Annotated in this window: 18 protein-coding genes; 8 read left to right on the top strand and 10 right to left on the bottom strand. The window is 52.3% G+C overall.

Features of this window, described 5'->3' with window-relative positions; translation table 11 throughout:
• The first annotated feature begins 34 nt into the window (after nucleotides 1-34).
• The 4 genes from ileS to ispH all read left to right on the top strand — a co-directional run bounded on the left by ileS (nucleotide 35) and on the right by ispH (nucleotide 4,862).
• Nucleotides 35-2,866, top strand: a complete 2,832-nt coding sequence (gene ileS, locus ACIGCM_RS18485) for an isoleucine--tRNA ligase (protein ID WP_397503516.1) — start codon at nucleotides 35-37, stop codon at nucleotides 2,864-2,866.
• A complete protein-coding gene (gene lspA, locus ACIGCM_RS18490) occupies nucleotides 2,859-3,371 on the top strand; it encodes a signal peptidase II (protein ID WP_397503517.1) in 513 nt (170 codons plus the stop codon). The genes ileS and lspA overlap by 8 nt, the downstream gene beginning before the upstream one ends.
• Nucleotides 3,364-3,801: a peptidylprolyl isomerase gene (locus ACIGCM_RS18495; protein WP_397503518.1), complete on the top strand. Its 438-nt coding sequence runs from the start codon at nucleotides 3,364-3,366 to the stop codon at nucleotides 3,799-3,801. Before lspA ends, ACIGCM_RS18495 begins: the two co-directional genes overlap by 8 nt.
• A gap of 116 nt (nucleotides 3,802-3,917) precedes the next feature.
• A complete protein-coding gene (gene ispH / locus ACIGCM_RS18500; protein WP_397503519.1) occupies nucleotides 3,918-4,862 on the top strand; it encodes a 4-hydroxy-3-methylbut-2-enyl diphosphate reductase in 945 nt (314 codons plus the stop codon).
• A gap of 27 nt (nucleotides 4,863-4,889) precedes the next feature.
• Here the strand turns inward: ispH and ACIGCM_RS18505 are convergent, their stop codons facing one another.
• The 8 genes from ACIGCM_RS18505 to ACIGCM_RS18540 all read right to left on the bottom strand — a co-directional run bounded on the left by ACIGCM_RS18505 (nucleotide 4,890) and on the right by ACIGCM_RS18540 (nucleotide 12,213).
• Nucleotides 4,890-5,294 carry a type IV pilin protein gene (locus ACIGCM_RS18505; protein WP_397503520.1) on the bottom strand — a complete coding sequence of 135 codons (405 nt, stop codon included), beginning with the start codon at nucleotides 5,292-5,294 and terminating at the stop codon, nucleotides 4,890-4,892.
• On the bottom strand, nucleotides 5,291-5,617 hold the full coding sequence (locus ACIGCM_RS18510; protein WP_397503521.1) for a PilY2 family type 4a fimbrial biogenesis protein: 327 nt from the start codon (nucleotides 5,615-5,617) through the stop codon (nucleotides 5,291-5,293). The genes ACIGCM_RS18505 and ACIGCM_RS18510 overlap by 4 nt, the downstream gene beginning before the upstream one ends.
• A 4-nt stretch (nucleotides 5,618-5,621) precedes the next feature.
• Nucleotides 5,622-9,164 carry a pilus assembly protein gene (locus ACIGCM_RS18515; protein WP_397503522.1) on the bottom strand — a complete coding sequence of 1,181 codons (3,543 nt, stop codon included), beginning with the start codon at nucleotides 9,162-9,164 and terminating at the stop codon, nucleotides 5,622-5,624.
• A gap of 15 nt (nucleotides 9,165-9,179) precedes the next feature.
• Nucleotides 9,180-9,746 (bottom strand): PilX N-terminal domain-containing pilus assembly protein, encoded by a 567-nt coding sequence (locus ACIGCM_RS18520; RefSeq protein WP_397503523.1) that lies wholly within the window; start codon nucleotides 9,744-9,746, stop codon nucleotides 9,180-9,182.
• The gene (locus ACIGCM_RS18525) at nucleotides 9,743-10,486 is read right to left on the bottom strand and encodes a PilW family protein (protein WP_397503524.1); all 744 of its coding nucleotides are present in this window, start codon (nucleotides 10,484-10,486) and stop codon (nucleotides 9,743-9,745) included. The genes ACIGCM_RS18520 and ACIGCM_RS18525 overlap by 4 nt, the downstream gene beginning before the upstream one ends.
• An 8-nt stretch (nucleotides 10,487-10,494) precedes the next feature.
• On the bottom strand, nucleotides 10,495-11,061 hold the full coding sequence (gene pilV / locus ACIGCM_RS18530) for a type IV pilus modification protein PilV (protein ID WP_397503525.1): 567 nt from the start codon (nucleotides 11,059-11,061) through the stop codon (nucleotides 10,495-10,497).
• A 7-nt stretch (nucleotides 11,062-11,068) separates the two neighbouring features.
• Entirely contained in the window at nucleotides 11,069-11,605 is a 537-nt protein-coding gene (locus ACIGCM_RS18535; RefSeq protein ID WP_397503526.1) for a GspH/FimT family pseudopilin, read from the bottom strand.
• Between the two features lie 101 nt (nucleotides 11,606-11,706).
• Nucleotides 11,707-12,213 (bottom strand): GspH/FimT family pseudopilin, encoded by a 507-nt coding sequence (locus tag ACIGCM_RS18540; protein ID WP_397503527.1) that lies wholly within the window; start codon nucleotides 12,211-12,213, stop codon nucleotides 11,707-11,709.
• Between the two features lie 63 nt (nucleotides 12,214-12,276).
• Between ACIGCM_RS18540 and thiO the strand changes: the two genes are divergently transcribed.
• The 3 genes from thiO to ACIGCM_RS18555 all read left to right on the top strand — a co-directional run bounded on the left by thiO (nucleotide 12,277) and on the right by ACIGCM_RS18555 (nucleotide 17,450).
• A complete protein-coding gene (thiO, locus tag ACIGCM_RS18545) occupies nucleotides 12,277-13,362 on the top strand; it encodes a glycine oxidase ThiO (protein WP_397503528.1) in 1,086 nt (361 codons plus the stop codon).
• Between the two features lie 526 nt (nucleotides 13,363-13,888).
• On the top strand, nucleotides 13,889-15,052 hold the full coding sequence (locus tag ACIGCM_RS18550; RefSeq protein WP_397503529.1) for a type III PLP-dependent enzyme: 1,164 nt from the start codon (nucleotides 13,889-13,891) through the stop codon (nucleotides 15,050-15,052).
• Nucleotides 15,053-15,221: 169 nt separating this feature from the next.
• A complete protein-coding gene (locus ACIGCM_RS18555; RefSeq protein ID WP_397503530.1) occupies nucleotides 15,222-17,450 on the top strand; it encodes a TonB-dependent receptor in 2,229 nt (742 codons plus the stop codon).
• 53 nt (nucleotides 17,451-17,503) lie between these two features.
• On the opposite strand, the gene ACIGCM_RS18560 is transcribed toward ACIGCM_RS18555, so the two are convergent.
• A complete protein-coding gene (locus tag ACIGCM_RS18560; RefSeq protein ID WP_397503531.1) occupies nucleotides 17,504-18,244 on the bottom strand; it encodes a tetratricopeptide repeat protein in 741 nt (246 codons plus the stop codon).
• A gap of 6 nt (nucleotides 18,245-18,250) precedes the next feature.
• Nucleotides 18,251-18,931 carry a Fe2+-dependent dioxygenase gene (locus ACIGCM_RS18565; RefSeq protein WP_397503532.1) on the bottom strand — a complete coding sequence of 227 codons (681 nt, stop codon included), beginning with the start codon at nucleotides 18,929-18,931 and terminating at the stop codon, nucleotides 18,251-18,253.
• A 171-nt stretch (nucleotides 18,932-19,102) separates the two neighbouring features.
• On the opposite strand from ACIGCM_RS18565, the gene ACIGCM_RS18570 reads away from it, so the two are divergent.
• Entirely contained in the window at nucleotides 19,103-21,337 is a 2,235-nt protein-coding gene (locus ACIGCM_RS18570) for a TonB-dependent receptor (RefSeq protein WP_397503533.1), read from the top strand.
• Nucleotides 21,338-21,469 lie beyond the last annotated feature (132 nt).

Raw genomic sequence — 21,469 nt, forward strand, 5'->3', positions numbered from 1 at the left:
TTAATAGTGCCGACCGTTTAAATGAAGAGCCGAAATGACCGACTATAAAGCCACGCTAAACCTGCCTGATACCAAGTTCCCGATGAAGGCTGGCCTGCCGACGCGCGAGCCGGAAACCCTGAAGCGCTGGGACGACATTGGTTTGTATCAGAAACTGCGCGAGCTGGGCGAAGGCCGTCCAAAGTTTGTGCTGCATGATGGTCCTCCATACGCCAACGGCAGCATTCACATCGGTCATGCGGTTAACAAGATTCTTAAAGACATCATCACCCGCTCGAAAACCCTGTCGGGCTACGACGCACCTTATGTGCCGGGTTGGGATTGTCACGGCCTGCCGATTGAGCACAAGGTCGAAACCACTTTTGGCAAAAATCAGCCAGCTGATCTCACGCGTGAGCGCTGCCGCACCTACGCCGGTGAGCAGATTGAAGGCCAGAAAGCTGACTTCATCCGTTTGGGTGTGCTCGGCGACTGGGAAAAGCCTTATCGCACCATGGATTTCGCCAATGAAGCGGGCGAAGTTCGCGCCTTGGCTGAAATGGTCAAGCAAGGCTTTGTCTTTAAAGGCCTGAAGCCGGTTAACTGGTGTTTTGATTGCGGCTCGGCATTGGCTGAGGCTGAGGTTGAATACCAAGATAAAAAATCTGATGCCATCGACGTTGCCTTTGCCTGTGAAGACAACGACAAGCTGGCCGCTGCATTTGGTCTGGCGAGCCTGCCAAAGCCAGCCAGCATCGTTATCTGGACCACCACCCCGTGGACCATCCCGGCGAACCAGGCGCTTAACGTTCACCCTGAATTTAACTATGCGCTGGTTGATGTTGGCGACAAGCTGTTGTTGATTGGTGAAGAGCTGGTCGAAAGCAGCCTTGAGCGTTACGGCCTGCAAGGCAGCGTCATTGCGACCGCCAAGGGCGAGGCGCTGGAGCTGATCCGTTTCCGTCACCCGTTCTATGATCGTTTGTCGCCTGTGTACCTGGCTGAATACGTTGAAATGGGTTCAGGCACTGGCATCGTTCACTCGGCCCCGGCCTATGGTGAGGACGACTTCCGTTCGTGCAAAGGCTACGGCATGAGCAACGACGACATCCTCAGCCCGGTGCAGAGCAATGGCGTTTATGTTGAGTCGCTGCCGTTCTTTGGTGGCCAGTTCATCTGGAAAGCCAACCCGAATATCGTCGCCAAGCTCAATGAAGTTGGTGCGTTGCTCAAGCATCAGCCGATCCAACACAGCTACATGCATTGTTGGCGTCACAAAACCCCGCTGATCTATCGCGCCACCGCGCAATGGTTCGTCGGTATGGACAAGCAGCCGAATGAAGGCAGCACGCTGCGTGAGCGTGCGTTGGGCGCTATCGAACAAACGGAATTCGTGCCTGCATGGGGCCAAGCGCGCCTGCACAGCATGATCGCCGGTCGCCCTGACTGGTGCATCTCGCGTCAGCGCAATTGGGGCGTGCCTATCCCATTCTTCCTGCATAAGGAAAGCGGTGATCTGCATCCGCGCACCGTTGAGCTGATGGAAGAGGTTGCCAAGCGCATTGAAGTTGAAGGCATCGAGGCGTGGTTCAAGCTCGACGCCAGCGAATTGCTCGGCGATGAAGCTGCGCAGTACGACAAGATCAGCGATACGCTGGACGTTTGGTTCGACTCGGGCACAACCCATTGGCACGTGCTGCGTGGTTCCCATAACTTGGGTCATGCCACTGGCCCACGTGCCGATTTGTACCTGGAAGGTTCCGACCAGCACCGCGGCTGGTTCCATTCGTCCTTGCTGACGGGTTGCGCAATCGACGGTCACGCGCCTTACAAAGAGCTGCTGACCCACGGGTTTGTGGTCGATGAAAACGGCCGCAAGATGTCCAAGTCCTTGGGTAACGTAGTTGCCCCGCAGCAGGTCAACGACAGCTTGGGCGCTGATATCATGCGTCTGTGGGTGTCTTCGACCGATTACTCGGGCGAGATGGCTGTATCTAACGTCATCCTCCAGCGCAGCGCTGACTCTTACCGCCGCATCCGTAACACCGCGCGTTTCTTGCTTTCCAACCTCAGCGGTTTTGAACCTGCTGAGCATGCCTTGCCCGTTGAAGAGCTGTTGGCACTGGATCGCTGGGCATTGGATCGCGCCTTGCTGTTGCAACGCGAGATCGAAGAGGCTTACGACAGCTATCGCTTCTGGAACGTTTACCAGAAGGTGCACAACTTCTGCGTGCAGGAGTTGGGCGGTTTCTACCTCGATATCATCAAGGACCGTCAATACACCACGGCGGCCGACAGTGTTGCTCGTCGTTCTTGCCAGACCGCGTTGTTCCACATCGCTGAAGCGCTGGTGCGTTGGATCGCGCCGATTCTGGCATTCACTGCCGATGAAATCTGGCAGTACCTGCCGGGCGAGCGTAACGAGTCGGTGATGCTCAATGGTTGGTACCAAGGTCTGGTTGAGCAATCACAAGACGTCGAAATGAACCGCGAATTCTGGGAGCGGGTCATGGCGGTCAAGGTTGCAGTCAACAAAGAATTGGAAAACCAGCGCAAAGAAAAAGCCATCGGTGGCAACCTGCAAGCTGAAGTGACTGTATACGGCGAAGACAGCCTGATCGCTGATCTGAACAAACTCGGCAACGAGCTGCGTTTTGTGTTGATCACCTCAACGGCTAGCCTGGCACCACTCAGTGCTGCTCCTGCTGACGCGGTGGAAACTGAAGTCGCTGGCCTGAAGCTGAAAGTGGTTAAGTCGACCCATGCCAAGTGCGGCCGTTGCTGGCATCACCGCGAAGATGTTGGCGTGAACCCAGCGCATCCGGAAATCTGTGGTCGCTGTGTAGACAACATCGAAGGTGCAGGCGAGGTTCGTCATTATGCCTAATGTACCAAGCCGCTTTGGGCGGCTTGCTTGGCTGTGGCTAACCCTTCTGGTGTTCGTCCTTGATCAGGCCAGCAAGTTCTATTTCGATAACACCTTGAGCATGTACCAGCAGATTGTGGTGATCCCGGATTACTTCAGTTGGACGCTGGCCTACAACAAGGGCGCTGCCTTTAGTTTTCTCGCCGCTGAATCGGGTTGGCAGCGCTGGTTCTTCGCTGCCATCGCCATTGCCGTGAGTGTGGTGCTGGTTGTCTGGCTCAAGCGCCTGAAGGCTGACGAGACCTTGCTGGCAGTAGCGCTTTCACTGGTATTGGGCGGGGCAATCGGCAATCTGGTTGACCGTATCGTGCTCGGCCATGTGGTTGACTTTATTTTGGTCCATTGGCAAAACCAGTGGCGTTTCCCGGCGTTTAATCTGGCCGATAGCGCAATTACCCTAGGCGCCATCTTGTTGGGCCTGGATATGTTCAAGAGTAAAAAGCCTGAGGAGCCGGCTCATGTCTGATATTCGTATTGGCCCGGACAAGCAGGTCACTCTGCATTTTGCGATCAAGCTCGACAACGGCGATGTGGTCGACAGTACGTTCGACAAGCAACCTGCCACCTTTAAGGTTGGCGATGGCAACCTGTTGCCAGGCTTTGAAAGCGCGCTGTTTGGTTTCAAGGCTGGCGATAAGCGCAGCATCGAAATCTTGCCTGAGCAGGGCTTTGGTCAGCCAAACCCGCAAAACCTTCAGGTAATGCCGCGTAGCCAGTTTGAAGGCATGGATTTGTCGCCCGGGCTGCTGATTATTTTCAATGATGCCGCCAACGCAGAGCTGCCGGGTGTGGTCAAAGAATTTGACGATACTCAAGTGACGATCGACTTTAACCATCCCCTGGCCGGTAAAGTCCTGAGCTTTGATGTTGAAATTATCGAGGTTATAGCGCTCTGATTGAGCGCTTCATTCAGAGACCGGCGCGGCTCGACCGATGGTTTAGCGCTCGCCGCTCGCTAGCGTAAGCTGAGTGTTCAATCGCTTTTCAATTGCTACACAGCTTTGAGGCCCCTATGCAGATAAAACTCGCAAACCCACGTGGCTTCTGTGCCGGTGTTGACCGTGCGATTGAGATTGTTAACCGCGCGCTGGAAGTGTTTTCGCCGCCCATCTATGTGCGTCACGAAGTGGTGCATAACAAGTTTGTGGTCGAAGACCTGCGTGCCCGTGGCGCAGTTTTCGTCGAAGAACTGGATCAGGTGCCCGATGATGTCATCGTAATCTTCAGCGCTCACGGTGTATCCCAAGCCGTACGTGCTGAAGCGGACCGTCGCGGCCTGAAGGTGTTTGACGCCACATGCCCGCTGGTCACCAAAGTGCATATGGAAGTGGTGCGCTACAGCCGGGAAGGGCGTGAGTGCATCCTTATCGGCCATGCCGGGCATCCTGAAGTCGAAGGCACCATGGGCCAATACGACGACAGCAACGGCGGCGCTATTTATCTGGTTGAAGACGAAAAAGACGTCGCCAAGCTGGAAGTGCGCAACCCGGATGCATTGGCGTTCGTGACCCAAACCACACTGTCGATGGATGACACCAGCAAGGTTATCGACGCCCTGCGCAGCAAATTCCCAGCCATCGGCGGGCCGCGTAAAGACGACATCTGCTACGCCACGCAAAACCGTCAGGATGCCGTTAAACAGCTCGCCGCCGAGTGCGACGTACTGCTGGTGGTCGGCAGCCCCAACAGCTCCAACTCCAACCGTCTGCGTGAGTTGGCCGAGCGCATGGGCACTCCCGCTTACCTAATCGACGGCGCTGAAGACCTCAAGCCAGAGTGGTTCACCGGTGTGGATGGCATCGGCATCACGGCTGGGGCCTCGGCACCCGAAGTACTGGTGCGCGGCGTTATCTCCCAGCTACACGCCTGGGGCGCGACCGGCGAAAGCGAACTCTTGGGCCGCCCTGAGAATGTTACGTTTTCGATGCCCAAAGAGCTGCGGGTAAAAACCTTATAAAGGTTTTTACCCGCTTCAGTTTGATGATTAACGCCAGCAGTCATTAACTGCTTTGCTACCAGAGACGCCACGGGCACCCGCTTGGTTCAAGGTCAAACTACCGCAACCGGTATCTTTAGTCTGGGCGTTGATTGGCTGAGCAGTCATTATGTATTCAGTTGCCGAGGTGCGGTTGATGCTCAGTCGGTACACATTATTATCAGAGTCTGAAGATGCCAGGTTTAACTGTGCGGCAGTTGAAGCATACGTATTGTTCTGGCTGAAATAGCGCTCTTGCCTCGCGGCAACGTTACTCAAGAGCGCTTGGCCTTCGGCACGATTGCTGCGCAACACGTACTGCTGATAAGAAGGGAATGCCACTGCGGCAAGAATTCCTATAACGGCCACTACAACCATCAGCTCTATTAACGTGAAACCTTTACTTCTGTTCATTGAGGCGTCCCTTGCGCCGCACCAGTCTCCACTGGATCGTGAGGAAGGATTGCAAGCGCATCTACTTGGTTCATTGGTGAGCTGACGGTGCCGACTATACGGACAATAGCACCTTCTTCCAGTTGATAAATGGCTGGGGATTTGGCGTTGCTATTTGAGTCTGTCACTCGATTGGGCAGAAGATAGTCAGCATCATCAATTGTAATCACCGATCTGGCTAGGTCGACTGATTGAATGACGCCATTCATCTCAAAGCTTTCTGCGAGTGCAGATACAGAGTAAATAGTAAGGGCGGCGAACAATAAACTCGTTAACTTTTTCATGCCATTACTCCTCGATGATTCGCCAGTTCTGGCGCCCTGTAGCTTGGTCGCCATAGTCAACCCGCTCACGCTGCACACCGCCGTCAGTGTTGAAGAAGACGTCGTTTCCAACAATGCCTGGTGCGCCAAAGCCTGGAATTTTAATGCCTGATACAACTTGTCCGTTTGCAGAGTCGTTTGCATCAACGTAGTTATTGCCTGTAGTGTCCAGTACGTTGAAAGTAGTTGCTCCGCCTGTGGTGGCATCTATCGCAAAGAACCAGCGATCTATTCCCGAAGTGCAAGGGTCTTGGTTGGGGATTGTGCTGGTACCTAAAAGCACGCCCGCTCGCTCACTTAGGTCGGTAGCAACAAGTTCACCTTCAAGTGTTCCACCGTTGGTCAAGTCCAAATACCAGCCATATTTATTGATACCGCTACTTGGATTGCTGTCTGTGTACCACTGAATGGGATTGCGGCTTAACACGCGGTAATCCCTGTTTCTGCCGGTGTTCGTGTCCGTATCAGTGAATGTTGCATTGGAGGCTGTGCTGTAGGCTTGCTGTACCAGTTTACTACGTACCAGAGCTGAACCGCCCTGCAGTGAGCTCGCTGATTTGCCATCTAACTGGGTATCCCAAATACCATAGAGGCTCATTGCCTTAGAGGTATCTGCGCCAGAGTCAGAGCTTTCTACGTACTTGCCAGTACCGAAGTTAACGATATATCCAGTGCCTGTTGGATGCCGAACAATAGTTGGGGCTGCTGTGATTGGCTGTGTTTGATTAGTGGCTGTCTGCGCTTTGTACAGCGGCTTTCCGCCAAATGCGATGCGAAATGTAGAGGCGGAGGTGTTAGTTGCGTTTGAAAATGCAGGCGTCGTATTGGCTGTGAAAAGATCAAATCGCCACATGTTTCCCTGCAGGTCGCCAGCATACACATAGTCAGTAATAAGGTCTCCATTGATGTCCACCGCTTTTGGAGTAGACAGCCCATTCGCAACAGCATTGCCTGCTGTGCCTGTGTCAACTGTCAGTTTTTTAAGGACTGCGCCGTTTGCCGCATTTAGTACAAATAGTGCGGCGCGCTCATTTGTACTGCTATAGCCATTAGACATAATCACACCCCAGCCACCGCTGTGAAGGCGTGTGATGATTGGTTTACCGAAGCTAAATCCGAGATCACCATCATCTGTTGAGCTGAACTCCCAAAGCAGGGAAATGCTGGATGGATCGGTTATGTCTAGTGCGAATATAGAGCGGCCGCCGCCACCAAGAGTACCGATTAGGATTGTGCGCCATTGGCCGTTGATCACTACATCGCCAACTACGGGTGTTCCATCTACGTAGTATTGGTGGTTGGCGCCTGAATAGGCTTTATCAGTTAATAAGTTGAGTTTCGGCACTACGGCAGAAGGAACATAGGCAAAGACCTCCTGGCCATCATCATTGAAGGCATGCAACATGCCATCGTTTGCCCCTACGTAAACGCGTTTGGCGCGGGATACTTTGCTGGTTTTGAACTGTGCGTATGAGTTGGTTGCACCCGTGGTGTCACCAAGCGCGTCCATGAAGGCAGGGAGCCGATCAGGTGCGCCTACTACAACGGGGCTGGAGTGCACAATATCGCCCAAGATATTGGCTTGCTGACGATCAAAGAAGTCTGTGCCTGCTTTGGCTTGGCTACCTTTTATATAATCAACCCTTGCCGAGCCAAGACTGTCTTTTGTGCCTGCTTTGTTTACGTCCAGCAGGGCTTTTTGAGCGGTCGATAAGTTAGCCCAAGTAAAGTCAGCTAAACCGCTGGTTCCCGTGCCTTTCATTTTTATTGTGCGAGATGTCCAAGCTTTTGCTGCTAATAAGTTTCGGGCGTTCCAAGCCTGTGAAAGGCCCCCGTTGGCGTCGACATCAAATTTAACCAGTTCACCGTACCAAGGGTTGCTGCTGAATCTTGCGTAATAGGCTTCGTTACCTAACCGGCTAACCGCAGACTCAAGCGATACAGCTGCAGCCGAAGACTCGCGGTCAGCAATCCGGCTCAAGATGGTTTCAAAGGCGCTGACCATTGCGTCGGGCGAGTCAACACTGAAGAACTCGCCTCTTGAGTTGATTGCTGCGTGCCAGAGGTCATAAACGTTTTGACTTGAGTTGTCTGAGGCAGAGGGCCATGACTTAGTACCAGCCAGTAGTTTCGGATAGTCGCCGTCAAAAGTATTGGTGCCCCACTCCGGGTCGGTTAGCTGGCGTGTCAAACCCAGTCCAAGAGTAAAGGTTGTCATGTGCTGCCAAGTCGCCGGGTCGTTACGTGGATTCCAGTAACTGTCAGTTCCTGTATAAGGCACGTAAGGAGATAATTTGTTGTCAATTGAGGGCTGCAGGTCTTCTGCCCAATATTTAAACGCCAAATCTGCCAAGGTGTCAGAAGCCGTATCTTTAAACGGCGTTCTTGAGGCGTAAGACTCTCCGTCAGGAAGGCTATGCCCTGTGCTGTCATAGTTCTTTATGTTGATGCTGTCACCATTCCACAAGCCATCTGTCATAAGAATTTGATATGACGGACGACACGCATACTGCGTGCCTACTTGGACGCTTGGGTCTTGGGTAAACGCACCGCGCTTGCCGAGATCAGTCCTTTTCAAGTATTCGCCCGCTCTTTGCATTGCGGAGCGCAGAGGTGTACCTCCGCTTGCGGGGGTATCCGCGAGCCAATCAAAGAAATTTTGCCGATGTTGTTGGGCGAAAACTTTCAGCCCGTTATTGTATTTATTTCCTGACTGATCTTTGCAGTTGGCATTACTGCTACTGGCCTGACCGATATCTGTACAGGTATTGAGCATTTGCCAAGTAACGCGGACATTATCTGGAAGTGTATAAAACGCGAGGTTAGCAGCGCTTTGTGTTGCCAGTGCACGGGTACGGTAAAAGGAATACCAGTTTGCAAAGTTTTGCTCTTGGTCTGTCGGGACGTAATAACCCTGGTAGCAATCATTATCCGAAATCGTGTTATTGCAATTGCTTAGAGCGCTGTTGTACACGTAATAGTATGCACGGGTTCTGTTGCTGTAATTTCCACTGACAAGAAAAGGGTGTGAGGCATAGGTTTGCCCGGTGCTACCAGATGTATAGCTTTCGGTTGGTCGATATTCGTCGGATAAGTCAATGCTGCCAAGGGAGGTTCTGTAGCCATGGATCCAGGCTTTTTTATAGGTTGTCGAGTATTCGCTTACCTCAATTGCACTGGTCGTTGCGTTGTAGGTGATTTTTTTGGGGGCGCGGTATGTAACCGATGGGTTGTAGTACATCGGGTTATAAGTCGAAGAAAAAAAACGGACTTGAGATGCTCTGTTTGAATTGTTTTGGGCGTCACCACTAATACCGTCAGGGGCATAGGCGAAAGCCATACTTCCTGAGTCATCGAGTGTAACAAGTAAATTTGGAGCAACACCTTCGGTCAGGAAAAGAGGTTGCTGACTTACCGTTACCGCGCCAGCAGATTGCGCAACACTAAGAAGTAACAGGCTTGTTAAGGTGCTAGCAGTAAATGTCTTTGAGGCGTGATTGTTTTTCATGTGATTCACCTAGCATTAATAGCGCTGCACAGAAACAGACTGTAAGTTGATCATTATTTGGTCGTTGCGGCCCTGTGACGCGGCATTCACTTCGTAGTAATAGGGGCCAACACCGCGACTGCGTAGTTCAGGGTCGGTGACTTCTACCCGGCCCGTCGAATCGACCGGGTCGAATGCATGAAATGCCGTATTCCAGCGTGGGCGACTGATCAGTCGGCTCAAAGAGCTCGTTGCGGTATTTGAACCCTTGTAGGTGATGGCGTTGGAGTTTGTGTTCCACCATGACCAATCATTGACGTGCAAGCTACCTGGCGGTGCGGCCATCACACATATAGTGGTTGCGCCAGTACAGTTTGCCGTTGTCGCTGGCGGCTCTGCTTGACGTAATCTTTTTTCACCCTCGCGCAATGCTGACTCGGCGCCGTTGAAGGCAGCTTGTTGATTACGGATGTTGCCTACAATTCGCTCCTCCAGCGTTGATTCTCGAATGCTAGAAACTGCAAGCAGGGTAATGATCAAGAGAATAACTAAACTAATGAGCAGGACAGCACCACGCTGCTGGTTTTTTGGCGACTGCTTCATTGCGCAATATTCCTTAGTGTTGTTGTCCCTTGTGCTGACTTGTAAAGCTTGTTGTCCGTCGGGGTGTTGGCAGTATCAGAATAAAGTGGGAAGTAATAACTGTCTTTGCCAATTGCTTGGCCATCAGATGTGCTGGCCATTAACGTTGAGTATCGAACCGCCACAATAGACGCTCCAGCAGTCGGAGCCGTTAAATATTTATTGGCTACACGACTGCCATCCGTATTTACGCCGTACTCAAATATTAAGTTGTTCAAGTTTTCAAGCAAGGTGCCGCTTGTTCCTTGAGCCATGCAGATCAGTTCATTGTTAGCATTACGCTCAATGCGAGTGATCACCGGTGTGTCACTAGTGATGCCATTGCCTAGGCAGTCAACATCATTGTCATAACTGCGTTGATAGCGTAAGCACACGCCCGATCCGCTTGTGCTCGGCTTTGCAAGTTCGCCTACGCTAAAGGCAGGGCAGCCATTTGCAGCGGCTTGATATGGGAAGGCGATAGCAAAGCTGTCTTGGGCGAGTCGACGATGTCCTGCGCGATAGAGCTCTTTTTCAATAAGCATAGCGGCAAATCTACTGCCCTCTTGGTTGCCCGTTTGGTTCTGCTGAAAGATATAGCTTTGCTTATTGTCAATGTATATTTGGGTAACCCCAATTATTAATAAGCTGCTCAGCAGCAGCGCAATCATTAATTCAATTAACGACAGGCCGTTTTGGTGATTGCGAAATTTAATAGTCATCTCTGGCCTCAAGGCTCGAAGCTAATACGGTAGAACTCTTGGCGGTTTGAACCTACTTCGCAAGGCGTTCCTGCTGGGCAAGTTGAGTCTTCACGGCTGTACCACGCCACTTGAATTTTTATCGCCGTACCGCTGCTGTCACACGCATCGGTATCTGGGGTGCTGTCTCGACAAATCACGAAACCTGAACTTAGCAATGCCGCATCTATTGGAAGGCTATTTGATATTTGCCGGCTCCAAAGCACGAGTTGATCAGTTGCCATCTCTTCTTTTGTACAGCCTGCAGCTGCTCTGCATGTAGCAACCGCGTTAGTTGGGAATGCAGAGTTGGCTGCTTTGAAGTAATTGGACGTGGTGGCAATGATTCCTTGGCTGTCGAGAAGCGCTTCTCTGTTGCTACGCATTTGTTCAATCAGGTCATCAACTAGCATTGCCGCGGTATCGCGCTGGGCTGAGTCTTGTGCGTACTGAATGGCCTTGCTTTGCATTGCAACCATGCCAAGCACACCAATAGTTATCAGCACTAATGTTACAAGTACTTCAATTAAACTGAATCCTGATATTTTTTTACTCATAACGCCCTCAGGGTGTGCACGATGCGATAACGGTTGACGGGGCGTTCAACTTTATTCGGCCACTGGGCTGAATGCTGACCTGCTTGGCCTTGGCTGTTTTGTTGTCAAAGCAGGCTGTAAGTTGTAGCTCTGCGGGTGTAGCTAAGGTTCCATTGGGACGGAAGGATATGTACTGGGCAGCACTCGAGCGGATAGAAAGACCGGTTTGGTTGAATCCGGAATGCTCCCGTAGAGGGTTGCCATCAGTGGTTTGGCTATAGGCTGTATTCGGGGTACGACTCGCACTTGCATAAATACGTATTCCCTTTGACCACTCGCCAGTCGTGCCGGAGGTGTTTTCTACCGTTACCACGCGGTTACGTAAAATTGCCTCGCTTCTTGCGTACTGCAATTGGCTGAGAAACTCATCGGCGGCACCTTGTACCCTGTTGCTTTGGATCAAGCTACTCATGCTTGGTACTGCAATGGCTGCAAAAATAGCCAAGACGGCGACTGTTACCATCAATTCAACGAGAGTAAATCCCTTGTGGTGAAGCCAGCCCATGTACATTCCCCAGCTAATAAAATTTCAGCCTTATTATTAATGGAGCGTATGCAGGGGTCATGGCCTTGGTGACGAGTGGGGAAAGGCTATGGATGAGTGGCTTAGTGGCAGGCTTCATCGTCAGCTTGTAGTTCGATTCGAGCCCGCCCTTGGCGGTTTAACACGATTCGCCATGAGCCTCTTGTCTGGGTGCAGTATAAAAAACTGGAGTTGCTTGTTGGGCTCGTACCGTTAGGCATATAAAGAATTGTCGAGCTAGTTCGTCCCCAGCTAAGCCGGTTATTGGTTGTGCTGAATTGCTCTGACCTGAGTATCTTTTGCTCGCTAACCGTCCGCACTAGCCATCCTTGTGGCCATTTATGATCGCAATTTAGCCCATCGCTTGATCCGCACATTTCGGTGGGGATCTGTTGAGTGATTGCATGTGCACGGGTGAAGGACATTCCTGAGGCAATGCTTTGTCTTGTGTTGAGGGCGCGGTTATGTTCAATCATCCTCATTAAGCTAGGGAGGGCCAGGCTCAAAATTATTGCAACAATTGCCAAGGTTATTAGTGATTCCATCAAACTAAATCCTTGATAGCATATTTTTTTCATGTGGCCATCCATAGCCCTGTGTGATTAGGGTGATTGAGTTTTGTGGTCGCTCGTCTAAATCGGGATAATTCTTCGATGCAGTGTTTAGTCGTTGGTGGTGGTGTTATCGGTCTTTTGTCGGCGCTGAATTTGGCAAGGCACTGCGATGTTGTTTTGCTTGAGTCGGCAGCCGTTGGTACTGAGGCTTCTTGGGCGGGTGGCGGGATTGTTTCGCCGCTTTATCCGTGGCGCTACAGCGATGCAGTAACGGCTCTGGCGCAGTGGTCACAGGATTTTTATCCGGGCTTGGGCGAGCAGTTGTTTGCGGCAACAGGCATCGATCCTGAGGTGCATTCAACGGGGCTGTATTGGCTGGATCTTGATGATGAAGATGCGGCTTTAGCTTGGGCCCGTTCAGTCCACAAAAACCTCAAAGCTGTTGATATCACCGACGTTCACGCAGCAGTACCGGCTTTAGGAATGGGCTATCGGCGGGCGATTCATATGCCGGATGTGGCCAATGTGCGTAACCCCCGGTTGGTAAAGGCGTTGCGCGCCGCATTGTTGCAATTGCCGAATGTCACGTTGAAAGAGCACAGCCCTGTCAGCGGGTTTATCCAAAAAGATAAGCGGGTGGTCGGCGTGCAAACGGCTACAGGGGCGATCATGGGTGATCAGGTCGTGCTTGCTGCGGGGGCCTGGAGTGGTGAGCTGCTTAAACCGCTGGGTATTGAGTTGCCCGTAGAGCCGGTTAAAGGTCAGATGATTCTTTATAAGTGCGAGGCTGATTTTTTGCCGAGTATGGTGCTAGCAAAGGGGCGGTATGCTATTCCGCGCCGCGATGGCCATATCCTGATTGGCAGTACGTTGGAGCATGAAGGTTTTGATAAAACACCTACCGACGTCGCTTTGGCTAGCCTAAAAGCCTCAGCAGAAGAGCTTTTGCCTGCTTTGGCGGATGCCGAGGTGGTTGGGCATTGGGCTGGCTTGCGGCCAAGCTCGCCTGAGGGTATTCCGTTTATTGGCCCGGTTCTCGGCTTTGAAGGGCTCTGGTTGAACTGTGGGCATTACCGCAACGGTTTAGTCTTGGCACCTGCCTCTTGCCAACTGCTGGCTGATTTGATTCAGGGCGAAACACCCATCATTGATCCGGCACCATACGCGCCAGAGGGCAGAGTTTAATTTGCTGGGGAAACTCACTGGGCCCCAGCAGACTTTGCAGGCGTGAGCGTCAAAAGCCAATTTTGGGCGCGATCAAAACCTAATTTGTGCAGCATAAAACACGTTTTGTTTTGAATCTAAAACGATCAACGGCTAATGCATTAAATAGGCGCAAAAAGCGCTTATTTATGATTGATCTGTGGGGCGCATGGCCCTAAAGTTCCGCCCCGAACGTCCATGCTGGCAACGATCCATCCGGCTCAAGTACAGACGACGAGAGGTCAGTTTTTTGCCCCGCTGCAAAAAAACGATTCTCGGCGAAATGCCTTGGGAAGTAGGCGACCAAAGTGGGGAGACTGATCAGACGTTCGAAATTGGCACGTGAGCTAAGATGCTCACGGCTAATTTGGGTTGTCTAAACTGAATTTTCTACGTCAGTGACGCTATTTATTCAGTTGGAACAACCAGCCCCGCCGATTAATTGAACCCTCGTGGGCTCAGTTACTCGAAATTTATGCATTCCGGTTTAGCCCAATGGAGCCCACGCATGTCGATCAATGTTGATGATTACTACGCACCCGCCACTTTTCAGAAGATGAAGGCGTTTGCCGATAAGCAAGAAACTCCGTTCGTGGTGATTGATACCCAGATCATCAGCAAGGCTTACGACGATCTGAGCGCAGGGTTTGAGTTCGCCAAGATTTACTACGCGGTCAAAGCCAATCCAGCGGTTGAAATTATCGAACTGCTTAAGGATAAAGGCTCGAACTTCGACATCGCCTCTATCTACGAACTTGATAAAGTGATGGCCTGTGGCGTTAGCGCCGACCGTATCAGCTACGGCAACACCATCAAGAAAGCCAAAGACATTCGCTACTTCTATGAGAAGGGCGTGCGCATGTACTCCACTGACTCGGAAGCGGACCTGCGCAATATTGCCAAGGCAGCACCGGGTTCGAAAATCTATGTGCGTATCCTTACCGAAGGTTCGACATCGGCCGACTGGCCACTGTCGCGCAAGTTCGGTTGCCAGACTGATATGGCGTTGGATCTGCTCATCCTGGCTAAACAGCTTGGCTTGGACCCATACGGCGTGTCATTCCACGTAGGTTCTCAGCAGCGCGATATCGACGTTTGGGATGCGGCAATTGCCAAAGTCAAAGTGATTTTCGAGCGTCTGAAAGAGGAAGACGGCATCGTCCTGCGCATGATCAACATGGGGGGCGGCTTCCCGGCTAACTACATTCAGCGCACCAACAGCCTGGAAACCTACGCTGAAGAAATCATCCGCTTTCTTAAAGATGACTTTGGCGATGATTTGCCTGAAATCATTCTTGAGCCGGGCCGTTCTTTGATCTCCAATGCCGGTATTTTGGTCAGCGAAGTGGTGCTGGTTTCACGGAAGTCGCGCACAGCGGTTGAACGCTGGGTGTTCACTGACGTGGGTAAGTTCTCAGGCTTGATCGAAACCATGGATGAAGCCATCAAGTTCCCGATCTGGACCGAGAAAAAGGGCGAGATGGAAGAAGTGGTTATCGCAGGTCCTACCTGTGACAGCGCCGACATCATGTACGAGAACTACAAGTACGGCCTGCCCCTTAATTTGGCCAGTGGCGATCGCCTCTATTGGCTGTCCACCGGTGCCTACACCACCAGCTACAGCGCTGTTGAATTCAACGGCTTCCCACCGCTGAAAGCATTCTACCTGTAAGCGCTGCTTTGACCTGAGAGCCCGCCAATTGGCGGGCTTTTGCGTTTAGCCCGCACGGTTCTGGTGCAAAGATTTGAAACATAAAATACTACTACTTTGTTACTAATACCAATATTGATATTGATTATCAAATAGCATTGAATCTCAATTGATATTTGAGATAAAAACAATGCAATCACAAGAGATTAAGGATGCCTCTCAGCGGCCGCGGCAGGTTTACGCTATAGGGTTGGCCATTGCTTCATGTTCGGGCACGAGCTTTGCCGAGCAGGCGGGTGAAAATGCAACGCTTGAGCTCAATAGCGTCACGGTGCAGGGACAACAGGATGATTATAAAGTCGATAATGTGCAGTCACCGAAATACACTGCACCCTTGCTCGATACTCCTCAGACCGTCACCGTAATTGGGCAGGCGCTGATTGAGGATCAAGCAGCGTTGAGCTTGCGTCAGGTGCTGTCGAATGTGTCTGGGATTACTTTTGCCGCAGGTGAGGGCGGTGGTGGTCTAGGTGACAGCATCAATATTCGTGGCTTCAGCGCCAGCAGTAATATTTTGATTGATGGCTTGCGCGACAGTGCGCAAACCAATCGTTCAGACACCTTCAACCTTGAGGCGGTTGAGGTGATTAAGGGCCCCAACTCAGCCTACGGCGGTTCAGGTACAACGGGCGGCTCGATCAATCTGGTCAGCAAAACACCGCAGGCGGCTAATTTTAACCGGGCCAGCATTGGCCTCGGTACCGATCAATATCAACGCCTGACGGCAGATGTGAATCAGCAATTGGACGCCATTCCCGGCGCCGCATTTCGACTCAATCTGATGGGGCATCAGAACGCAGTTGCCGAGCGCGACAGTATTGATCAGGGGCGCTGGGGCATTGCACCCTCTCTAACTTTTGGCGTTGGCACTGATACCCAGCTCAACCTGAGTTACTTCCGTCAGTCAGACCGCGACTTGCCTGACTACGGTTTGCCAGCGGTTGACGGCAAAGTGCTGCCGGGCGTCGACCGAGACAATTATTACGGCTTTCACAATATTGACCGTGAAGAGACGGATACTGAGTCCTTTACCCTTAAGTTGGACCACCGCTTCAATGAGCTGCTGAGTCTACAAAACCTCACGCGTTTTTCTGAGGTTGACCGCCTTACAGTGGTTTCAGCATCACACGTCAATACCAGTGCTCCTGGCCTCGCTCCGGGCCAGTACATTCCGGCTGGGCCTCAAGGCTTGGGCCGCGACTACAACACAAAGTTGGCGATAAACCAGACTAATTTAACGTGGCGGTTCGATACCGGTTCACTGGCGCATACGCTGGTGACGGGTGCGGAAATTTCTAAAGAAAAATATGATCGCACCAATCAAAACTACGGCCTTGATTTCTCTGGACAGGCATTTGATCTGTATCACCCGCCGGGTTATTACAGCGGCCCAACGAACAAGCGCGACACTGAAAAAGTCAGCTCTGAACTTGATGGAAAAGCCCTGTATCTGATTGATACCATTGAGTTAAATCAGCAGTGGCAACTGAACGCTAGCCTGCGTTATGACTACCTAGATGGCAGTGCTAAATCAGCCGCCATCACTAATGGTGTACGCGGTGCCTATGATCGCTTTAACACCACTGATGAAGAGCTCAGTTCGCGTTTAGGTGTGGTCTACAAGCCCGCGCCCAACGGCAGCATCTATTTGGCGTGGGGTAACTCTTTCAATCCCTCTGCGGAAAACATTGTTGGCCGTGGGCGGATTGGTCGAGATTTGTCCGCGGACGATCAAAATCTTGATCCTGAAGAAAACCAGACCTGGGAATTGGGCACCAAATGGGAGCTGTTTGGTGATCGTCTTGCCGTCAATGCCGCGGTGTTCAGAGTCACCAAAACCAACGGTCGCATTGCCAGCAATGACCCTCTAAGCGATCCGGTTGTACTGGATGGCAAGCAGCGGGTTGACGGTATTGAGCTAGGAGTTGCCGGCAAGCCGACTGCAGACTGGGATATCTTCGCCAACTACACCTTCCTCAACAGTGAAGTCCTCAAGGCAGCACCGAATGATTTTGCCCAGGAAGGGCAGGCGCTGGCCAATACACCACCCCATTCGTTCAGTCTGTGGAACACCTACAATGTGACAGATGCCATGCAATTGGGCTACGGCCTGCAATACATGAGTGAGCGTAATGTCAGCACCACGAGCAGCGCCAAAGTGGATGACTACGTGGTGCACAGTGCGATGGCCGCCTACCGTTTCAGCGAAGAGCTTGATGTGCAGCTCAATGTGCGCAACCTGTTCAACGAAGAGTATTACGACCGCATTCGCACCAGTACCGGTTCCGGGACACGCTCATCGGCGTTGGTGCCGGGTGAAGGCCGAACAGCAATAGCTTCGGTGAATTTCGCCTTCTGATTGGTTCTGTCAATTAAACCCAGCCCATCTTGTGTGGCTGGGTTTCATACAGCTTAAGCCTGGAGTTCGAGTTGGCGTTGGGCGTAAGCGCTGTTGATATCCAGCAACTCCGTGTGGTTGAGTGATGCGAGTGATTGGCATGCGCTGCGAATGAAGTTCAAGTTGCCGATTGCCAAGGCCTTTTCCAGCCAAAAGCGCGCCTGCCTTATCTCTCCTTGTTCAACTAAACGCCCGGCGTAGCTGAACTGCCCTCTGAAGTCACCCCCTTCGGCTGATTTGCGGAACCACGCTAGAGCAATTGTTGGGTCTGCTGCGACGACAGTACCTTCTTCATAAAAACGTCCCAACAAGTTCATCGACTTGGCGTGGCCCAATTGTGCCGCACGCTGATACCACTCAAACGCCTTGGGTAATTCACGGGTGCCTGCGCGTCCGGTTGCCAGCAGATTGGCTAGGTTGTACATGGCCCAGTCCAAGCCTTGCTCGGCTGCCATCTGGTAGCAATTCAGCGCGGTTTTCAGATCGATCGGGCCGCCCCAACCATGCTCATGGCAGCGCCCGAGCATATTGCGCGCCATGCTGTGGCCGCGTTCGGCGGCAATCGAGAACCAGCGCTGGGCCAGCACCGGGTCATGCTTGATACCTTGGCCATCGAGTAAAATCTGGCCGAGCAATGCCTGCGCTTCCAGTTCACCTTGGCCCGCGCAGTTGAGCAGCCATTGCGCCATGCGCCGCGGATTTTCAGAGGCGTTGTCAGCGGTCAGGCTTTCAGTTTTACGCAGGATAAAGCTCATGGTTGTTTAGACATCCGCCCAGCGCCGCAATAGATTGTGATAAGTGCCTGTGAGTTGGGTCAGCGATGGATGCTCGGGTAGATCGCGGCTGAGCTGTTGAATGGCATTATCCATCTCGAACAGCAAGCTGCGCTGGCTGTCTTCCCGAACCAGGCTTTGAGTCCAGAAAAATGAGGCATAGCGTTCGCCGCGAGTTACCGCCGCCACCTTGTGCAGGCTGCTTGCCGGATAAAGCACCAAATCGCCTGCTGGCAGCTTTACCTTTTGCACGCCAAAGGTGTCTTGAATGGTCAGCTCGCCGCCGTCGTACTCTTCGGGATCACTGAAAAACAACGTCGAGGATAGGTCTGTACGCACCCGCTCGACTGAGTTTTTAACTTGCCGCACAGCATTATCGATGTGGTAACCAAAGTCATCGCCAGAGCGGTAGCAGTTGAACAGCGGCGGGAAGACTTTGTTGGGCAGTGCCGCTGACATGAACAGTGGGTTGTTCCAGAGTCGCTCAAGCATGGCTTGGCTGATTTCCTTCGCCAGCGGACTGTCCTCTGCGAGTTGCAGGTTGTTCTTGGCTTTTGCCGACTGATGCCCAGCAGTTACTTTGCCATCAATCCATGCCGCAGCTTCAAGCGCCTCACGGATGCGTGTGACTTCTTCGCGGCTAAACACGGCAGGTATATGCAAAAGCATGTGAGCTCCAGGCTGGCAGTATCATTCGGCTAATGATAACGATTTTCACTGCCATCTATGACCCGTTTTGTTGCATTTGCTAAATATTTATCTAATAAGAATCATTTCTAATTGTAATTACTAATGATTTAGATTTAAATCCCGCCCAGAAATTACTGGGGAGTGGGTCAAATGCGTGGCAATTCGAAAAATAATAGGTTTAAAAAGCGTGCTTTGGTTTCTGCCGTAGGTGCTGCGACGGTGATGTCTGCCGGTTGGGCTAAGGCCGAGGAGGCCACTCAGGCCGAAGGCGCAATCTCGCTGGGCACTGACACCGTAGTGGGGCAGCAAGATGCCTATAAGGTCGAGTCCGGCAATGACAAGTTCACCGCGCCGCTGCGCGAAACGCCAAAGAGCATCACCATTATTTCTGATCAGGTGATCAAGGACACCGGTTCCCTGAGCCTGGCAGACGCATTAAGAACCACGTCCGGCATTACCTTCGGCGCGGGCGAGGGCGGCAACCCTGCTGGCGACCGGCCTATCATTCGTGGCTTCAACGCCGAGAGCGACACCTTTATTGATGGTCTGCGTGACGTGGGTTCGCAAACCCGTGAAATCTTCAACGTCGAGCAAATTGAAGTCAGTAAGGGCCCTGGTTCGGCCTTCACGGGGGCTGGTTCTACCGGTGGTAGCCTGAACCTGATCAGTAAAACCGCCAAGTTGGATAACTTTGCCGACATCGGCTACACCATGGGCTCCGATCAGACCCGTCGCGCGACACTTGATGTCAACGGCAAGTTGGCTGACAACATCGCTGGGCGGTTGAATCTGATGAAGCACGATGCCAACGTCGCCGGGCGTGACGGCGTCAGTGTCAACCGTTGGGGCGTTGCGCCGACCATTACCTTCGGTTTTGACACGCCTACTCGCTTGACGTTGTCCTACTACCACCTTGAAACAGATGACATGCCGGATTACGGCATACCGCTGACACTGGCTACTGCCAGCAACCCGGTGCGTAAGCCTGTGCACGTCAATGAAGACAACTTCTATGGCCTCAAGTCTCGTGATTACCGCGAGAGCACCAGCGACGCTGGCACGGTTCTGTTTGCCCACGATTTCAATGAAAACGTGACCCTGAGCAACAAATTCCGCTCGGCACGTACCACCCTTGATTACATTGTCAGCAACCCGGATGACAGCGCAGGCAACATCGCTGATGGCCTGGTTTGGCGATCGCCGAAAAGTCGTAATTCGACCAACGAAAGCTGGGTCAACCAGACCGATATCAAGACCTTGTTCAACACCGGTGATATTGAGCACAGCCTGATTACCGGCGTAGAAATCAGCCGTCAAAACGTCCACAACCGGCCCTATGTGGTGACTTCGGCGGCTGGCGCTGGCCGAGTGTGTACCCCGGCATTTATTGCCAATGGTGATTGCACCTCGCTGCAAAACCCGAATCAGCACGACAGCTGGAATGGCAGCATTGCGGACAGTCAGGCGTACACCGATACCGACACTGACACCCTCGCCGGTTTTGTCTTCGACACGCTTAAGTTCAACGAGCAATGGTCGTTGAATCTGGGCTTGCGATATGACGATTTTGAAACTACATCCAGCGGTTACAGCACAGGTGGTCGCGGCTCGGTTGCGGGTGATTTCAAAAATGAGAACAAAAGCTATTTCTGGAGCTATCAGACTGGGCTGGTGTTCAACCCGACTGAAAATGGCAGCATTTATCTAGCGTGGTCGACATCAAGCAACCCAGCCGGTGAAACGGCGGGTGAAGGTCAGGATGGGCTCTCCACCGCGACCGCCGACCTCACCCCAGAGCGTAACCGCAGCACGGAACTGGGCACCAAGTGGGATTTCTATGACGGTCGTCTTGGCTTAGACGCTGCCGTGTTTTACACCGAGAAAAGCAATGCCCGTGTTGCCGATGTCGATGGCACCACGCGCAATATCGGTGAAACAACAGTGGCTGGCTTCGAGATGGGAGCCACAGGGCAAATCACTCGTGATTGGCAGGTCTTTGCCAACTACACCTACCTTGATGGCGAGATTAAAAAAGGCGGTGTTGTAGGGGGGATTGATGGTGCGACTGACGGCAACGATATTCCGAACACAGCGCAGAACAGCTTTAGCTTCTGGACCACCTATAACCTGTCGCCAGATCTGAGCTTGGGGGGTGGTGCTAACTTCGTTGACTCGCGATTTGGTAATGCGGCAAACACCATTGAAGTGCCGAGTTACTGGCGTTACGACGCAATGGCCAAGTACCGCATCAGCGAATCGGTGGACCTGCAGCTCAATGTGCAAAACCTGACGGATAAGCGTTACTACGATCAGGTTTATGGCAGCCACTACGCCCACGTAGCAGCTGGCCGCACAGCGTTGCTGAGCACCAACTTCCACTTCTGATCGACTTCTTAAGTCGTCGCACTGCCCCAGGCGCAGCTCTTGATTGAAGCGTGCAGCGTCCGGGGCATTTTTGCGTCATACGCCAGCGGGTTTGGCTGAGTAAATCTTAGGTAAAGTGTATTTGTTGAGAGT

This window comes from Pseudomonas sp. NPDC078700 (genome assembly GCF_044542375.1).
Classification (GTDB): Bacteria; Pseudomonadota; Gammaproteobacteria; order Pseudomonadales; family Pseudomonadaceae; genus Aquipseudomonas.

Bases quoted from the DNA above. Each gene is read 5' to 3' on its own strand.
- ACIGCM_RS18495 (WP_397503518.1), top strand. From the start codon at position 3,364: ATGTCTGATATTCGTATTGGCCCGGACAAGCAGGTCACTCTGCATTTT.
- ACIGCM_RS18540 (WP_397503527.1), bottom strand. From the start codon at position 12,213: ATGGATGGCCACATGAAAAAAATATGCTATCAAGGATTTAGTTTGATG.
- lspA (WP_397503517.1), top strand. From the start codon at position 2,859: ATGCCTAATGTACCAAGCCGCTTTGGGCGGCTTGCTTGGCTGTGGCTA.
- ispH (WP_397503519.1), top strand. From the start codon at position 3,918: ATGCAGATAAAACTCGCAAACCCACGTGGCTTCTGTGCCGGTGTTGAC.
- ACIGCM_RS18550 (WP_397503529.1), top strand. From the start codon at position 13,889: ATGTCGATCAATGTTGATGATTACTACGCACCCGCCACTTTTCAGAAG.
- ACIGCM_RS18525 (WP_397503524.1), bottom strand. From the start codon at position 10,486: ATGACTATTAAATTTCGCAATCACCAAAACGGCCTGTCGTTAATTGAA.
- ACIGCM_RS18570 (WP_397503533.1), top strand. From the start codon at position 19,103: ATGCGTGGCAATTCGAAAAATAATAGGTTTAAAAAGCGTGCTTTGGTT.
- ACIGCM_RS18560 (WP_397503531.1), bottom strand. From the start codon at position 18,244: ATGAGCTTTATCCTGCGTAAAACTGAAAGCCTGACCGCTGACAACGCC.
- ACIGCM_RS18535 (WP_397503526.1), bottom strand. From the start codon at position 11,605: ATGGGCTGGCTTCACCACAAGGGATTTACTCTCGTTGAATTGATGGTA.
- ileS (WP_397503516.1), top strand. From the start codon at position 35: ATGACCGACTATAAAGCCACGCTAAACCTGCCTGATACCAAGTTCCCG.
- ACIGCM_RS18510 (WP_397503521.1), bottom strand. From the start codon at position 5,617: ATGAAAAAGTTAACGAGTTTATTGTTCGCCGCCCTTACTATTTACTCT.
- pilV (WP_397503525.1), bottom strand. From the start codon at position 11,061: ATGAGTAAAAAAATATCAGGATTCAGTTTAATTGAAGTACTTGTAACA.
- ACIGCM_RS18505 (WP_397503520.1), bottom strand. From the start codon at position 5,294: ATGAACAGAAGTAAAGGTTTCACGTTAATAGAGCTGATGGTTGTAGTG.
- ACIGCM_RS18565 (WP_397503532.1), bottom strand. From the start codon at position 18,931: ATGCTTTTGCATATACCTGCCGTGTTTAGCCGCGAAGAAGTCACACGC.
- ACIGCM_RS18520 (WP_397503523.1), bottom strand. From the start codon at position 9,746: ATGAAGCAGTCGCCAAAAAACCAGCAGCGTGGTGCTGTCCTGCTCATT.
- ACIGCM_RS18555 (WP_397503530.1), top strand. From the start codon at position 15,222: ATGCAATCACAAGAGATTAAGGATGCCTCTCAGCGGCCGCGGCAGGTT.
- ACIGCM_RS18515 (WP_397503522.1), bottom strand. From the start codon at position 9,164: ATGAAAAACAATCACGCCTCAAAGACATTTACTGCTAGCACCTTAACA.
- thiO (WP_397503528.1), top strand. From the start codon at position 12,277: ATGCAGTGTTTAGTCGTTGGTGGTGGTGTTATCGGTCTTTTGTCGGCG.